At 63.2% G+C, this 15,047-nt stretch carries 11 protein-coding genes; 5 read left to right on the forward strand and 6 right to left on the reverse strand.

Annotated elements, in window-relative coordinates:
* Positions 1 to 148 precede the first annotated feature (148 nt).
* Complete coding sequence (locus HB375_RS13170; protein ID WP_167673455.1) at positions 149 to 1,354, forward strand: UbiH/UbiF family hydroxylase; 1,206 nt, start codon at positions 149 to 151, stop codon at positions 1,352 to 1,354.
* A 98-nt stretch (positions 1,355 to 1,452) separates the two neighbouring features.
* Here the strand turns inward: HB375_RS13170 and HB375_RS13175 are convergent, their stop codons facing one another.
* On the reverse strand, positions 1,453 to 2,421 hold the full coding sequence (locus HB375_RS13175; protein ID WP_167673456.1) for an AEC family transporter: 969 nt from the start codon (positions 2,419 to 2,421) through the stop codon (positions 1,453 to 1,455).
* Between the two features lie 189 nt (positions 2,422 to 2,610).
* Here HB375_RS13175 and hspQ point away from each other — a divergent pair, with 189 nt between their 5' ends.
* Positions 2,611 to 2,943 (forward strand): heat shock protein HspQ, encoded by a 333-nt coding sequence (hspQ, locus tag HB375_RS13180; RefSeq protein ID WP_167673457.1) that lies wholly within the window; start codon positions 2,611 to 2,613, stop codon positions 2,941 to 2,943.
* Positions 2,944 to 3,015: 72 nt separating this feature from the next.
* On the opposite strand, the gene HB375_RS13185 is transcribed toward hspQ, so the two are convergent.
* On the reverse strand, positions 3,016 to 3,810 hold the full coding sequence (locus tag HB375_RS13185) for an invasion associated locus B family protein (RefSeq protein WP_167673458.1): 795 nt from the start codon (positions 3,808 to 3,810) through the stop codon (positions 3,016 to 3,018).
* A gap of 216 nt (positions 3,811 to 4,026) precedes the next feature.
* Here HB375_RS13185 and HB375_RS13190 point away from each other — a divergent pair, with 216 nt between their 5' ends.
* Positions 4,027 to 5,847 carry an extracellular solute-binding protein gene (locus HB375_RS13190; protein WP_167673459.1) on the forward strand — a complete coding sequence of 607 codons (1,821 nt, stop codon included), beginning with the start codon at positions 4,027 to 4,029 and terminating at the stop codon, positions 5,845 to 5,847.
* A 132-nt stretch (positions 5,848 to 5,979) separates the two neighbouring features.
* Positions 5,980 to 6,315, forward strand: a complete 336-nt coding sequence (locus tag HB375_RS13195) for a hypothetical protein (RefSeq protein ID WP_167673460.1) — start codon at positions 5,980 to 5,982, stop codon at positions 6,313 to 6,315.
* A gap of 4 nt (positions 6,316 to 6,319) precedes the next feature.
* On the opposite strand, the gene HB375_RS13200 is transcribed toward HB375_RS13195, so the two are convergent.
* From HB375_RS13200 to HB375_RS13210, 3 genes are read right to left on the reverse strand one after another with little or no spacing between them, the layout of a single operon-like run.
* Positions 6,320 to 7,177, reverse strand: a complete 858-nt coding sequence (locus HB375_RS13200; RefSeq protein WP_167673461.1) for a serine hydrolase domain-containing protein — start codon at positions 7,175 to 7,177, stop codon at positions 6,320 to 6,322.
* A 1-nt stretch (position 7,178) separates the two neighbouring features.
* A complete protein-coding gene (mfd, locus tag HB375_RS13205; RefSeq protein ID WP_167673462.1) occupies positions 7,179 to 10,700 on the reverse strand; it encodes a transcription-repair coupling factor in 3,522 nt (1,173 codons plus the stop codon).
* 9 nt (positions 10,701 to 10,709) lie between these two features.
* Positions 10,710 to 11,006, reverse strand: coding sequence for an FAD assembly factor SdhE (locus HB375_RS13210; protein ID WP_167673463.1), 297 nt, complete (start codon positions 11,004 to 11,006; stop codon positions 10,710 to 10,712).
* 89 nt (positions 11,007 to 11,095) lie between these two features.
* Here HB375_RS13210 and recG point away from each other — a divergent pair, with 89 nt between their 5' ends.
* Positions 11,096 to 13,213, forward strand: a complete 2,118-nt coding sequence (gene recG / locus HB375_RS13215; RefSeq protein ID WP_167673464.1) for an ATP-dependent DNA helicase RecG — start codon at positions 11,096 to 11,098, stop codon at positions 13,211 to 13,213.
* Positions 13,214 to 13,217: 4 nt separating this feature from the next.
* Here the strand turns inward: recG and glmS are convergent, their stop codons facing one another.
* Complete coding sequence (gene glmS / locus HB375_RS13220; RefSeq protein ID WP_167673465.1) at positions 13,218 to 15,044, reverse strand: glutamine--fructose-6-phosphate transaminase (isomerizing); 1,827 nt, start codon at positions 15,042 to 15,044, stop codon at positions 13,218 to 13,220.
* Positions 15,045 to 15,047 lie beyond the last annotated feature (3 nt).

The following is a 15,047-nucleotide window of genomic DNA, read 5'->3' on the forward strand; positions in this document are numbered from 1 at the left end:
CGGCCCGGGTGGCCTTGAACGAACACCGCCCAGGATCAACATCCCCAGCGGAATGATCATAGGGACGCGTCAGGCCGGTCGGCAATGGCGAATGCATGGTTTATTGTGAGTCTGCAAGCCGTCCACAGCTTGGTTATGAGAGAAGCCGGTGACCGAAGAAATCTATGACATTGCCATCGTCGGCGCGGGGGCCGTCGGCATCAGCGCCGCCCTCGCCTTCGCCCGTGACGGCTACAAGACCGTCCTCATCGGCAACCTTGATGCGCGCCGTGACGGTCGCACCGTCGCTCTTCTTAACGGATCGGTCCGATTTCTCGAGGCGCTCGATGTCTGGCCTTCTCTTGCCGCCGAGGCCGCGCCCCTCGAAACGATGCGGATCATCGACGATACGGGCAGCCTTTTCCGCCCGCCGCCGGTCGCATTCACCGCTCACGAAATCGGCCTCGATGCCTTCGGCTGGAACATCGAGAACGCGACGCTCGTCGAAAAGCTCGCCTCGGCGGCAAAGAGCTATGATGGCCTGACCATTCTTCCCGAGCAGGCTGCAGGCTTCGAGGCTGGCGACATCGCTGCGACTGTCAGCCTCTCGAGTGGCGAGACTCTCACGGCCCGCCTCGTCGTTGCAGCTGACGGGCGGAATTCGAGATTGCGGGAGATCACGGGGATCGAGGTCAAGACGTGGGCCTATCCGCAATCGGCCGTGACGGCGATTCTCGCTCATGAGCGCGATCATCGCGAGACTTCGACAGAATTCCACACCCGCTACGGCCCCTTCACTCTTGTTCCCCTGCCGGGACGCAGATCGAGCCTCGTCTGGGTCACAAGCCCTGAGAACGGCAAGCGCCTTGCTGATCTCGACGACGCATCCCTTGCCCGCGCCATCGAGCATCAGGCGAAATCGCTGCTCGGCGCCATGCGCATCGACGGCCCGCGCGGCCTCGTGCCGATGAGCGGTCTTTCAGTCAGCCGCTTCCAGGCCCCCCGCATGGCGCTTGTCGGCGAGGCGGCACATGTCTTCCCGCCTATCGGCGCACAGGGCCTCAATCTCGGCTTCCGCGATGTCGCAGCCCTTCGCGATGCCGTCGTGGACGCACACGACAACGGCCTTGAGCCGGGAGCGGATGAGACATTGCAGCAATATCAGCGTGGGCGCGATCTCGACGTGCGCCTGCGGACGGCCGCTGTCGACGGGCTGAACCGGACTCTGCTCTCGGGCCTGATCCCGGCCGATTTCCTACGCGGCGCCGGGCTTCTCGCCATCAGCCACATCGGCCCCTTGCGGCGGGCGGTCATGAAGGAAGGCGTGCTTCCTCATGTGGGCGCGCCGCGCCTCATGCAGGGCATCGCGGCTTAGAACATGATCAGAACGAGCGGAAACCGGTTGTTCGCCAGGATCATGCGACAATAAGGAATCGAGGGCTTGTTCATGTTTCAAGGAGACATGATCAAGCCCTATGGAAACAAGTCGTAGGGCAAAGCGCCGCTATTCAACACAAAGAGCAACGCCGTCAGCGTGACCATCGACGCCAACGTGCCGATGAGAACGCAGGCGGAGGCGCGCTCGACGCCGACGCTGTACTGGGTCGAGATCACGAAGATGTTCAGTGCGGGCGGCAGCGCCGCCATCGTGATGGCCGCATAGGTCCAGATGGGACCGAAATCGCCGATAGCGGACAGCAGAACCCACACGAAAAGCGGGTGCAGGATCAGCTTGATGAAGACGAGCGCCGGAACCTCACCGGGAATGCGCATTAGCGGCCGCAGGGCCACCGTCACGCCCAGAATAAACAGGGCGCAGGGCGCAGCGGCGCCGGAGAGCCAAGTCACCATCTGATTGAGCGCCTGCGGCAATTGAAGATGCAGATAGCTCGCTGAAACGCCCAGTGCGGTCGCGACATTGAACGGATGCGTTGCGACCCGCCAAATGATCTTGCGCACCGTCGCGCCGAGAGTGAGCTTCTCCACACCGGCAATCGACATCAAAAGCGGTACCAGCGAGAACAGCAGCAGATTGTCGAAGACAAAGATCAAGACGACCGGCGCACTGGCGCCCTCACCTAACGCCGCGAGGATCAGTGGCGGCCCCATATAGCCGACATTGGAATAGGCCCCCGCCACGCCCTGCATGACCGACTGCGGCAGCTCCCGCGTGTGCCGCCAGCCGGCGGAGAACGACAGGGCGAAGGCGCAGAAAGTTGAGAGAGTCGTAGCGGCGACGAAAGGCCAGTTGGTCAGCTGATCAAGCGGCTTATCCGCGATGAGCCGGAAGAACAGGCACGGCAGGGCCACATAGATGAGAAAGAACTGCATCCAGGCGAGCCCGGCCTCGGGCTGCTTGACGGTCTTGCCGCAGAAGAACCCGAGTCCGATGAGTCCGAAAAAAGGGGCGAGCAGGTTGAAAAACCCGATCAGGTCGGACATCGCGGGCTCCACAAGCGGAAAAGGCCCGTTCTTCTGCCAAGCTTCCCGCGATGGAACAATGCCGCCCTGCTGAGGCCTCCCAGTCCCAAAATGCAACACTCCGTCGCGGGCCGCGGCTTCCCCGGATTGTGCCCCCAAGTCATTTGGACATGGCCGCCGACGTCGCTATATGCGGGTCCAGGAGTGAAGATGATGAAAGCGAGTTCAGCAAAATTCGCGATCGGCCAGGTGGTCCGGCATCGGGTCTTCGGGTTCAGGGGCCTGATTTTCGACGTCGATCCCGAATTCGACAACACGGAAGAGTGGTGGCTCGCGATCCCGGAGGACATCCGGCCGCACAAGGAGCAGCCGTTTTATCACCTCTTCGCCGAGAACGCGGAAACCGAATATATCGCCTATGTTTCCGAACAGAACCTGGTCCCCGACCATTCAGGCGATCCGCTGCGAAATCCGTTGATCGGGGAAATGTTCACCCGGGATCCGAACGGCGCATACCGGGCCAAGCCGATCATCGCGCACTAGTGCAATCCCTGACACCAAACGAAAACGCCGAGCCATGAGCCCGGCGTTTCCTTTTTCATTCTGAAGCGTGCTTTACGGCTTCGGGGCCGCCGGGGCAGCGCCCGGAGCGGCAGCGCCGGAGTTTCCGAGTTGCTTGCGAAGCTCCTCGCTCTTCTTCTCGAGTTCTTCCTGAAGCTTCTTCTGCTGCTCTTCGAGAACCTTCGGGTCGATCGGCGCGCCGTCGAAGGCCTTGCCGAAGCCGGCGGCCGGGACGGCGAAGGTGACTTCGCGGCCAGCCTGGTTCTGAACGCTGACGTTCAGGCTCGTGCCCTTCTTCAGAGCGGCGACGAAATCGTCCTTCACCTGCGCTTCGGCGAAGCAGCCGTTCGGGAAGCAGACCGCATAGCGGCCGGGGGTCGGCTGACCCTGATCGACCGTGAAGCGAATGCCCGGCTGCAGGAGCAGGCCGAGAGGCATCAGGAAGCGGACGATCTTCTGCGCCTGCTGACCCTTCACATCGTAGAGAGCCACGGCGAGAACCGGCTGGCCCTGATCCGACACGAAGTCGCGGGTGGTGTAGCAGATTTCGGAATTGGTGCCCGGGTCCTTACCGCAAACCTTCGTCCATTCCGGCTGCGAAGGCTCGGGCTTGACCTGAACGATCATGGGGCCTGTGCCCTGCGGGGCCTGACCGGGTTGCACGGGCTGAGCCTGGGCGGGAGCCGCCGGGGTCGCAGGCTTCGGTTGAGCGGTGGGAGCGGCCGGGGCAGCAGGCGCCGCCGGACGCGGCGCGGTCTGCGCCAGAACGGGCGCGCTCACGAGAAGGGCCATTGCGGTCGCGAGGCCGCGGGTGCCTCCCAGGCTCGCGAGACGGGTCGCGAATGACATGTCGTAGATCCTCTTCAGTCGAAAGGTCGGCTTTTGAAAGGCCGTTAGCTCGGCGCGGTTCGGAACCTTCAATGGGACGGTGAATCTTTGCCGATTAAGGCGAAGACATGGCGTGTCGCGCTCCTTTAACCTTTCATGCGCTACGTTTCCAGTCGGTTCGGGTAACTTTCTTTATAATATCCAGTCCGGAAAACGCCGTGACAGGCCAGGAGCGCCATGGGCCTCAACCTTCGACGATCCATAGGTATTTTTACCATAACCGTGCTGACGGCCCTCGGAATTGTCTCCCCGTCGAGCGCGGAAACTGCCCGGCATGGAATCGCCATGCACGGCGAGCCGGCACTCCCGGCTGGCTTCGATCACCTACCCTATGTCAACCCGAAGGCACCCAAGGGCGGGCGAATCACTCTGGCTCTGCAAGGCTCGTTCGACAGCCTGAATCCACTTATTGTCCTGGGCGTCGCCCCCGACGTGGTGCCGAAATACGTGCTGCAGAGCCTGATGGTCCGCTCTCTCGATGAGCCCTTCACGGTTTACGGCCTTGTCGCACGTTCCGTGGAGATGCCCGAGGACCGTAACTTCGTCACCTTCAACCTCGATCCGAGAGCGCGTTTTTCCGACGGCAAGCCACTCACGGCGGTGGATGTGCGCTTCACATACGAGTTGCTGAAAAAGAACGGCAAACCCTTCCACTCTGATCCACGTTCGGGCTTCGCACAGGTCAAGGCGATCACGATCGAGAGCCCCCATCGCATCAAGTTCGACCTGACGGGCATCAACGATCGGGAACTCCCCCTCATCATCGCGACCATGCCGATCTTCCCGGCTCACGCGACGAACCCGGAGACCTTTGCAAAAACCACCCTCACCCCGCCCGTCGGATCCGGTCCCTACACCATCACCGAGGTGAAACCGGGCGAGCGCGTCGTGCTGGAACGGCGCTCTGATTATTGGGGCGAGGATCTTCCAGTGACGCGCGGTCTCTATAATTTCGACGAAATTAGGTACGATTTCTATCGGGATGCCAACAGCTTATTCGAGGCATTTAAGGTTGGACTTTACGATTTTCGCGTCGAGTCCGATCCGAGCCGCTGGGCGACCGGCTACGACTTTCCCGGAGTAACCAGCGGGCGCGTCGTCAGGGAGACCCTCCCCATCCGCCTGCCGAAAGGCATGAACGGCTTCGTTTTCAATACGCGGCGCGGCATCTTCCGCGACTCTCGCGTGCGTGAGGCGCTGGGGCTTGTGTTCGACTTCGACTGGGTGAACCGCAATCTTTTCTTCAACCTGCTGACCCGGTCCGACAGCTACTTTGCCGGTTCCGACCTGTCCGCAGCAGGACGCCCCGCCGACGAGCGCGAGCGTTCCTTGCTAGCGCGTTTCCCAGGGGCGGTCCGCGAGGACATCCTTGACGGTCGATGGGCCCCGCCCTCCTCCGACGGCTCGGGACGAGACCGTGATGCGGCGCGGCACGCACTCAGCCTCCTCGCCGGGGCCGGTTGGGTGTTGGAGAACAATGTCCTTCGCAACAAGGAAACCGGCCAGTCCTTCGTCTTCGAAATGCTTGTCAACTCGCGCCAACAGGAGCGGCTGGCGCTGAATTTTGCGCAATCGCTCATGCGGATCGGAATCGACGCCCGCGTCCGGCTTGTCGACGACGTGCAATATTGGCGCCGCCTATCGAAGTTCGACTTCGACATGATTCAATGGGTCTGGCCGGTCACGGCCTCGCCCGGGAACGAACAACGTAACCGTTGGAGCGTAGCCGCTGCCAACAGAAGCGGATCGCTCAATTTCTCCGGCGCCGCGTCCCCCGCCATCGACGGAATGATCGACGCCATTCTGGAGGCGAAACAGCGTGAGGACTTTGTCTCCGCCGTTCGCGCCTTGGACCGGGTGCTGCTGTCAGGCTTTTACGTGGCCCCGCTTTTTTACGTGAAAGATCAATGGCTTGCCTATGACCACGAGTTGAGGCGGCCCGATAAGGTGCCGCTTTTCGGCAGCAACATCGATTTCTGGTGGCGCGAAAAGCGCTGAAGCGTTTCCTGAAGCATAGCCGCCCAAACTGTTGAGCTGGCGTTCAGGCTGGGGGTGAAACAAATGCCCTCACCGTGGCGTTGGTGAGAACCTTCTTATTTTCGCCATCGTATTTCGCTGCAGGGTATCGGCATGAACGAGTTGCAGAAAATACTTGTCGTCGACAATGGCGAACGCGCCGCCGAAAGCGGCCTTTCCGCCGAGCTCGCCGGCATGGGCTTTGCGAGTGTGACGGCGCCCTTTGAAGCCGCGGACGAGGTTCTGGCCATGATGCCGAGCCCTGGCGCAATCGTTCTGCAAGTTCCCCAACGCGCCGACTTTTCCGAGCGCCGCCGCTTCATGGAGTTGGCGAGCCGCCTGCGTCGTTCGCTCCCCTCCAGCGGCGTCCCCGTCATCGTCGCGGCGGGTGTAGCCGGCATCGCGCCTCTTCTGGAGACGGCGCTTGGCGTGAAGGCCATCGGGCTCTGAGGCTTCAGGTCGAGAGCAGTTCCGCCGCGCGCCCCTCCGATCGAGCGGGGTCGTTGGTTGTAAAATACGCCGAGGTTTCGGCACCAGCCTGATAGACCGCTATGGAACTTCCAGGGCCGCCGCCAGTGTGGCCGGCAATCGAGAGGTCCCGCGAGGTTGCACCCGTCATGATGCCCAGCCCATAGCCCGGAACCGTCCAGATCCGCCCAGGGATGGGACCTCCGATGACGAGCGGCGCAAGCATTTCTTCGCGCAATTCTTTGGGCAATAGGTCGCCTGCAATGATCCCGTCGAGCAGCAGCGCGGCTTCTTTGACGGAGCCCACAAGAAGCCCGTGATAGACCCACCCGGGATGATAAGCCGTTGCCTCGCCCATGATGACGCCTTCGAGATCGCGCCGCTCCTGAGCAACCCACGCGTTTACACCGAGCGGCTTGAGGACGAGGCGTTGCAGCGCGTCATCGAGCCCCTGCCCGGTCATGGATTCGAGTAATTGCCTCGCGATCGCGTATCCGACGTTGGAGTAACCCCACCCTGTGCCGGGCTCATAGCGAAGACGATCCGCCCCAACGCGTTCAAAAAGCGACGCGACGGGCCAAGGATCGTCGCCGCGTGCTACGGCTTCGTGATAGGCGGAAAGCTCGCCATACTCCGGAAGCCCGGCGCGATGCTCGAGCAGTTGACGCAGCGAGTAGGGGCGGTTCGGAAGCGGCTCGTCCAATGCCAGCACTCCGTCCCTCACAAGAGCCAGACAGGCTGCGGCGATCGCAGTCTTCGTGAAGCTCCACCAGGGCACGATGAGGTCGGCGTCGTGCAACTCGGTCACAGCCCCGTTTCTCACCACGGCCCAGGCTTCGGTCATCTCACGCGGCCTTTTTCTCCGCGATGCGGACGAGATTGCGCAGGATCGTGGTGGATACTTTGATGCGCTCGTCCGGCGTTTCCACGTCGCGGATGAAAACGATTTTCATATCCGGCCTGACCTTTGCAAACGAGGCCTGCTCCGCCACATAAGCCACAAGACCATTCGGATTGGCGAATGCATTGTCGCGGAACGAGACGATGATGCCCTTCGGCCCGGCATCGACCTTTTCCACGTTGGCGCGGCGGCAGAGCACCTTGATTGCCATGATCTTGAGAAGCTGATCGACCTCCGACGGCAGCGAGCCGAACCGGTCGATGAGTTCCGCGCCGAACGCGTCGATCTCGGCATCGGTCTCCAGCGTCGAGAGGCGGCGGTAGAGGCCGAGGCGCAGTTGCAGATCCTCCACATAGTGCTCGGGGATCGTGACCGGTGCACCGACCGAGATGGTGGGCGACCACTGATCTTCCGCGGGCTCCTCGATGCCCGCTTTGAGCTGAGCCACCGCCTCTTCCAGCATCTGCTGATAGAGTTCGTAGCCGACTTCCTTGATGTGGCCGGACTGCTCTTCGCCCAAGAGATTGCCCGCGCCGCGAATGTCGAGATCGTGCGTTGCAAGCTGGAAGCCTGCTCCGAGCGTATCGAGCGATTGCAGCACCTTGAGGCGGCGTTCGGCCTGGACCGTCAGCGGTTTGTTCGAGGGCACGGAGAACAGCGCGTAAGCGCGAGTCTTGGAACGGCCGACGCGACCGCGCAGCTGATAGAGCTGAGCCAAGCCGAACATGTCCGCACGATGGACGATGAGCGTGTTCGCCGTCGGGATATCGAGGCCGGACTCCACGATCGTCGTCGAGAGCAGGATGTCGTACTTGCCCTCGTAGAACGCCGTCATGACATCTTCGAGCTGGCCTGCCGCCATCTGTCCGTGCGCAACGGCGACCTTTGCCTCCGGCACCTCCTTGTCGAGGAAGGCCTTCACCTCCCCGAGGTCGTCGATGCGCGGCACCACATAAAAGGCCTGCCCGCCGCGATAGCGCTCACGCAGCAGCGCTTCTCGAATGAGCAGCGGATCGAAGGGCGTGATGAAGGTGCGCACAGCCAGACGGTCGACCGGCGGCGTCGTAATGAGGGAGAGTTCACGCACGCCCGTCATCGCCAGCTGCAGCGTACGCGGGATCGGTGTTGCCGAGAGTGTCAGCACGTGCACCTCAGCACGCAGTTCCTTCAGGCGCTCCTTGTGGGTCACGCCGAAATGCTGCTCCTCATCCACGATGATGAGGCCGAGATCCTTGAAGGCGATGGTCTTGCTGAGCAGCGCGTGCGTGCCCACCACGATGTCGACGGAGCCATCCGCAAGCCCTTGCTTCACCTTCTTCAGGTCGGCCGACGGCACGAAGCGGGAGGCCTGGGCGATGTTCAGCGGCAAGCCGCGGAAGCGCTCGGCAAAAGTCTTGTGGTGCTGGCGTGCTAGCAAGGTCGTGGGAACGACGATGGCGACTTGCTTGCCGTTCATGGCCGAGACGAAAGCGGCGCGCAAAGCGACCTCGGTCTTGCCGAAGCCGACGTCACCGCAGACGAGGCGATCCATCGGACGGCCTGAGCCGAGATCATCCAACACCGCTTCGATGGCGTTCAGCTGATCCTCAGTCTCGTCATAAGGGAAGCGGGCCGAGAACTCGCCATAGAGGCCATCGGGCGGCGTCAGGCGTGGCGCTTCCTTGAGAATGCGCGCGGCGGCGATCTTCATGAGCGCGCCGGCCATTTCGCGGATGCGCCTCTTCAGGCGCGCCTTGCGGGCCTGCCAGGCTCCGCCGCCCAGCTTGTCGAGCTGAACCTCCATCTCCTCCGACCCATAGCGGGTCAGAAGCTCGATGTTCTCGACCGGAAGGAACAGGCGGTCGCCGCCTGCATAATGAAGCTCCAGGCAGTCATGCGGCGCGCCCGCCGCTTCGATGGTCTTCAACCCCTCGAAACGCCCGATGCCGTGGTCTACGTGCACCACCAGATCGCCGGGAGTGAGCGCCGCAACCTCGGTCAAGAAGTCCTGCGGACGCTTCGCCTTGCGCTTCTGGCGCACGAGGCGGTCGCCCAGAATGTCCTGCTCGCTGATGACCGCGAGATCGCCCGCCTCGAAACCGGTTTCCAGGCTCCAGACGCCAACCGGAATTTCGTTGCGCGGATAGGCCATCGTCTCGGAGAGGCGGGAGATAGGCTTCGTCTGGCGCAGGTCATGATCGTGCAAAACGGTCGTCAGGCGTTCGCGCGATCCTTCCGACCATGCGCCGAGCACCACGCGCTTGCCGGACTTCTGCAAGTCGCGGATGTGGCCGATCACGGCCTCGAACACGTTGGCGCTCTCGTCCGCCCGCTCGGCGATGAAATTGCGCCCGCGTCGCGCCTCGCAATCGACGACGAGGCGGTTATCCGCATCGGGAACGGCAAATGGCGTCAGCCTTGCAAGCGCGAGCGCATCCGTCCGCGCAGCCCATTCGTCCGGCTTGAAGTAAAGCGCGTCGGGCGGCAGCGGGCGATAGGGCGCGACGCCGGGCTGGTTCATGCTCATGCCCTCGCGCCGGGCGTCGTAGTAATCCTTGACCTGAGAGAGGCGTTCACCGGCAGCATCATCCGCCAGGGCGTCGAAGATCACCGGGATACCGGGCACATAGTCCAGCAGAGAGTCGAGATGGTCGTGGAACAGGGGCAGCCAATGCTCCAGGCCGGGATAGCGCCGCCCCTCGCTGATCGCCTCATAGAGCCGGTCGTCACGGGTGGGCGCGCCGAAGGCAGCGACATAGGCCTGACGGAAGCGCTTGATGCTCTCGGTCGTCAGCTGCACCTCGCTCATCGGCACGAGGTCGAGCGAGCGGAGCATACCGACAGTGCGCTGCGTCTCCGGGTCGAAGGAGCGGATCGATTCCAGCGCGTCGCCGAAAAAGTCGAGACGGACCGGGTTCGGCAGGCCCGCCGGATAAAGGTCGATGATGCCGCCGCGCACCGCATATTCGCCGGTGTCGCGCACAGTGCCGGTGCGCAAAAAGCCGTTGGTTTCGAGCCAGTTCACCAGAAGCGTCGTATCGACCACGTTGCCCGGCGCGGCAGAAAACGTCTCGGCCGCGATGCGGGCGCGTGGCGGCACGCGCTGGACGAGGGCGTTGACCGTGGTCGAAAGGATGCGCGGGCGATCCTCGGACGTCTTGGAGCGCGCCAACCGCGCCAGCGTTGTCATACGCTGCGCGGTGATGGCGGCATTCGGCGACACGCGGTCATACGGCTGACAGTCCCAGGCCGGGAAGGACAGGACTTCAATCTCCGGCGCGATGAAGGAAAGCCCATTGACGAAGTTCTGCTGCCGCTGACCGTCGCGTGCGACATGGACTAGAACGGCAGGCCCCTCAACATGCCCTGAGAGCCCGCGCGCCAAATCGGCGATGGCGAGCGCGTCGAAGCCATCCGGGACGCTGGACAGCGTCAGGCTTTGCCCTTTTTTGAGGGCATCGAGGGCGCGGGTCAGGGCAGACTTCATGGCAATGGGTCAGACGTGGATCGGCGAGGTGTGGGTATGAAAGCCCTTCAGGCGGCGGAACAGCGGCGTGTCATAGTTTTCGGGCGTTGCCGCCTCCCCCGTGATCCAGCTCAAGAGATCGCGGTCGAGGACCTCGATCAGCCGCTCGAACTCGGCCAGATCCTCCTCGGAAAATGTGGCGATCTCGGCATCGGCGAAGCGGCCCATAATCAGGTCCATCTCGCGCATCCCCCGATGCCAGGCCCGGAATAGAACCTTCCGACGGCGGACATCGAGTTCGGCGCTGGTGCGTGTCGTTCCGCTCATGAAGATTCTCCCAAAGGATTGAGGATGACGTCGCATCAAAACGGCATCGCCGCTATATAAACATCTCCCCCTGACTTACTACCCGTTTGATGTCATTGCGCCCTTCCATCCTCGACCCGCTCTTCGCGCCCGCCACCACCCTCCCCGGTGTCGGCCCCAAGATCGCGCCCCTGCTTGATCGCCTGCTCGGCGAGCTCGACTGTCCCGCGCGGGTTATGGATCTTTTGTTTCATGTCCCGACCGGCGGCATCGCCCGCGAGATGAAGGGCTCCATTGCGGATGCTCCCGTTGGCGAGCCAGTGACACTTGCGGTCACGGTCGTCTCCCACCGTGCCCCACCGCCAGGCCGCCGGGCGCCTTATCGCATCGTGGTCGAGGACGAGACCGGCGACGTGGTTCTGGTGTTCTTCAACGGCCACAAAGGCCGGCTCGAAAAGCTCCTGCCGGTCGGCGAGCGCCGCTATGTCTCGGGCAAGATCGAGCTTTGGGACGGGACGCGACAGATGGTCCATCCGGACCGCATTCTGGATGAGCGCGGGATCGCCGATCTGCCACCCGTCGAGGCCATTTATGGCCTGACCGAAGGGGTCTCCTCCCGCATGGTGGGACGCTATATCGGCGCCGCCCTCGACCGAGTGCCGCATCTGCCGGAATGGCAGGATGACGCCTGGCTAAACCAAAGCGCCTTCCCCGATTTCTCGGCCTCGCTCGCCGCCCTTCACCGGCCCGGAAATGCCGCGCAGCTTTCCGAAGAGGCACTCGCCAAATCCGCTCCGCGCCGCCGCCTCGCCTATGACGAATTGTTGGCCTCCCAGCTTGCCCTCGCCCTCGTGCGCAGCCGGATGCGCCGCCTGCCGGGCCGGGTGAATGCGGGCGACGGACACCTCGTCGAGCGCCTGAAGCGCGCCCTGCCCTATGAACTCACAACGTCTCAAGCCAAGGCCGTCGAGGACATCCGCCACGATCTGATCGCCGACAAGCGGATGCTGCGTCTTCTCCAAGGCGACGTCGGCGCCGGCAAAACCGTCGTCGGGCTTCTGGCCATGGCGAGCGCCATCGAGGCAGGCCGTCAGGCGGCGCTCATGGCCCCGACGGAGATTCTGGCTCGCCAGCATTTCGAGCGTCTCGAACCGCTGGCGCGGGAGGCCGGTCTGACCATCGCGCTCCTGACCGGGCGCGACAAGGGCGCGGAGCGCAAAGCGGTGCTCGCCGGTCTCGCGGATGGCAGCCTGCAGATCGTCGTCGGCACCCACGCCCTGTTTCAGGAGGGCGTCGCCTTTCATGATCTCGGCCTCGCGGTCGTCGATGAGCAGCACCGTTTCGGCGTCCACCAGCGACTTGCGCTCGGCGCGAAGGGCGAGGCTGTGGACATTCTCGTCATGACGGCGACGCCGATCCCGCGCACGCTGGCCCTCACCTATTTCGGCGACATGGACGTGTCGGTGCTGAGCGAGAAGCCGGCGGGCCGCAAACCCATCGCCACCAAGCTCATTTCCATCGAGCGCCTCGACGAGGTCATCGGCGCTATGGGGCGCGCGCTTGAGAATGGCGATCAGGTCTATTGGGTCTGCCCGCTCGTCGGCGAATCCGAGACGGTCGATCTCGCCGCGGCGGAGGAACGGTACGAGCTGTTGAAAGGCATCTTTGGGGATCAGGTCGGCCTCGTCCACGGCAAGCTCGCGGGCAAGGACAAGGATGCCGCCATGGAGCGGTTTTCGCGCGGCGAAACCAAGATCCTGGTGTCCACCACCGTCATCGAGGTCGGTGTCGACGTGCCTCAGGCCACGATCATGGTGATCGAACATGCGGAGCGGTTCGGGCTTGCACAGTTGCATCAGCTGCGCGGCCGCATCGGGCGCGGTTCGCGTTCCTCAACCTGTCTGCTCGTTTACAAGGGCCCGCTAGGGCAAACTGCCCAGGCGCGGCTTGAAATGATGCGCCAGACCGAGGACGGCTTCCGTATCGCGGAAGAGGATTTGCGCCTGCGCGGCGAAGGCGAGGTGCTTGGCACCCGTCAATCCGGCCTGCCCGGCTTTAAGCTCGCCCGTCTCGAAGTGGATGGCGAGCTGCTCTCTGCGGCGCGGGACGACGCGCGCCTGATCGTCGAGCGAGACCCCGAACTGACGAGCGAGCGCGGAAGCGCCTTACGTGTCTTGCTGTACCTGTTCGAGCGCGACGCCGCGATCCGCTTGCTGCGGGCGGGCTAGCTCCTCACTCGACGGTCACCGACTTCGCGAGATTGCGCGGCTGGTCCACGTCTTTGCCCATGAAGACGGCGGTGTGGTAGGCCAGAAGCTGGATCGGGACCGCGTGCAGGATCGGCGCAATGATCGGGTGAGCGGAAGGCATGACGATGGTCGCCATCGTATCGAGCCCCGTCTCAAGCGCACCCTTCTCGTCCGTGATGAGGACGATGCGTCCGCCGCGCGCGGCGACCTCCTGCATGTTGGAAACGGTCTTTTCGAAGATGTGGTCATGCGGCGCGATGACGATGACCGGCATGGTCTCGTCAATCAGCGCGATGGGGCCGTGTTTGAGCTCGCCGGCCGCATAGCCTTCGGCGTGAATGTAGGAAATTTCCTTGAGCTTCAGCGCGCCTTCGAGCGCCAGCGGATAGGACGTTCCGCGGCCGAGATAGAGCACGTCCTGCGCCTTGGACAATTCGCGCGACAGGATCTCGATCTGATGCTCGCGCTTCATCGCCTCGCTCAGGAGGCCGGGGACACCGATGAGGGCATCCACCAGCTCCTTCTCGGCCTCGGCGCTGAGCGTGCCGCGGGCGCGGCCCGCCGCAATGGCGAGGGTCAGAAGAACGGTCAGCTGGCAGGTGAAAGCCTTCGTCGAGGCAACGCCGACTTCGACGCCTGCAAGCGTCTGCGCAATGACGTTGCTTTCGCGCGCCATGGTGGACGTCGGAACGTTGACGACTGACAGCGTATGCTGCTTTTCCGCACTCGCGTAGCGGAGCGAAGCCAGCGTGTCGGCAGTTTCGCCCGACTGCGACACGAAGAGTGCCAGGCTACCCGGTTCCAGCGGAGCCTCGCGATAACGGAACTCCGACGCCACGTCGATCTCGACCGGAATGCGGGCGAGACGCTCGAACCAGTACTTCGAAATCAGTCCGGCGAGATACGCCGTGCCGCAAGCGGAAATCGAAATGCGCTTGAGGTCCTTGAAATCGAACGGCAGCGCGAAGGGCAACTCGACCCGGCCAGCCGAGAAATTTACATAGTGAGCCAGCGTGCGGCCGACGACTTCCGGCTGCTCGTGAATTTCCTTCGCCATGAAGTGACGGAAATTGCCCTTGTCGGCCATGAAGGCCGCGCTCTGGATCTTGTGGCGCGGACGCTGGACCAGTCGTCCCGTCTCGTCGTGGATATCGGCTCCGGTCCGGCACAACACCGCCCAATCGCCATCCTCGAGGTAGCAGACCTCATCGGTGAACGGCGCCAGCGCTAGCGCATCCGAGCCGAGATACATTTCCCCTTGCCCGTAACCGATTGCGAGCGGCGCGCCGTGGCGGGCGCCGATCATCAGGTCATCCTCGCCGGAAAAGACGAAGCCCAGCGCGAACGCGCCACGCAGGCGCGGCAACGTCACGGCCACGGCCTCCACCGGCCCACGGCCCTGGCGCATCTCGTAGGTGACGAGCTGCGCTACGACTTCCGTGTCAGTTTCCGTCTCGAAGGCGACGCCCTTGGCTTCAAGCCCAGTCTTCAGCTCGCGAAAATTCTCGATAATGCCGTTGTGGACGACAGCCAGCCGATCCGTCGCGTGAGGATGGGCATTGGTCTCGTTCGGCTTGCCGTGGGTCGCCCAGCGGGTATGGCCGATGCCGATGATGCCGGAGAGCGGAGCCTGGGACAACTTGGTTTCGAGATTGCGAAGTTTTCCCTCAGCTCTGCGACGCTCAAGCTTGCCGCCTTCCAGTGTAGCGACGCCTGCGGAATCGTAACCCCGGTATTCCAGTCGCTTCAGGGCTTCGACAATCTGAGGTGCGACGGGCGTTTTACCGATAATTCCAACGATTCCGCACATGCC

It is taken from the genome of Microvirga terricola (genome assembly GCF_011777495.1).
Lineage (GTDB): Bacteria > Pseudomonadota > Alphaproteobacteria > Rhizobiales > Beijerinckiaceae > Microvirga > Microvirga terricola.

Excerpts from the sequence above, each read along its gene's own strand:
- HB375_RS13175 (WP_167673456.1), bottom strand. The coding sequence starts at position 2,421 with ATGTCCGACCTGATCGGGTTTTTCAACCTGCTCGCCCCTTTTTTCGGA.
- hspQ (WP_167673457.1), top strand. The coding sequence starts at position 2,611 with ATGATGAAAGCGAGTTCAGCAAAATTCGCGATCGGCCAGGTGGTCCGG.
- HB375_RS13185 (WP_167673458.1), bottom strand. The coding sequence starts at position 3,810 with ATGTCATTCGCGACCCGTCTCGCGAGCCTGGGAGGCACCCGCGGCCTC.
- HB375_RS13190 (WP_167673459.1), top strand. The coding sequence starts at position 4,027 with ATGGGCCTCAACCTTCGACGATCCATAGGTATTTTTACCATAACCGTG.
- HB375_RS13195 (WP_167673460.1), top strand. The coding sequence starts at position 5,980 with ATGAACGAGTTGCAGAAAATACTTGTCGTCGACAATGGCGAACGCGCC.
- HB375_RS13200 (WP_167673461.1), bottom strand. The coding sequence starts at position 7,177 with ATGACCGAAGCCTGGGCCGTGGTGAGAAACGGGGCTGTGACCGAGTTG.
- mfd (WP_167673462.1), bottom strand. The coding sequence starts at position 10,700 with ATGAAGTCTGCCCTGACCCGCGCCCTCGATGCCCTCAAAAAAGGGCAA.
- HB375_RS13210 (WP_167673463.1), bottom strand. The coding sequence starts at position 11,006 with ATGAGCGGAACGACACGCACCAGCGCCGAACTCGATGTCCGCCGTCGG.
- recG (WP_167673464.1), top strand. The coding sequence starts at position 11,096 with ATGTCATTGCGCCCTTCCATCCTCGACCCGCTCTTCGCGCCCGCCACC.
- glmS (WP_167673465.1), bottom strand. The coding sequence starts at position 15,044 with ATGTGCGGAATCGTTGGAATTATCGGTAAAACGCCCGTCGCACCTCAG.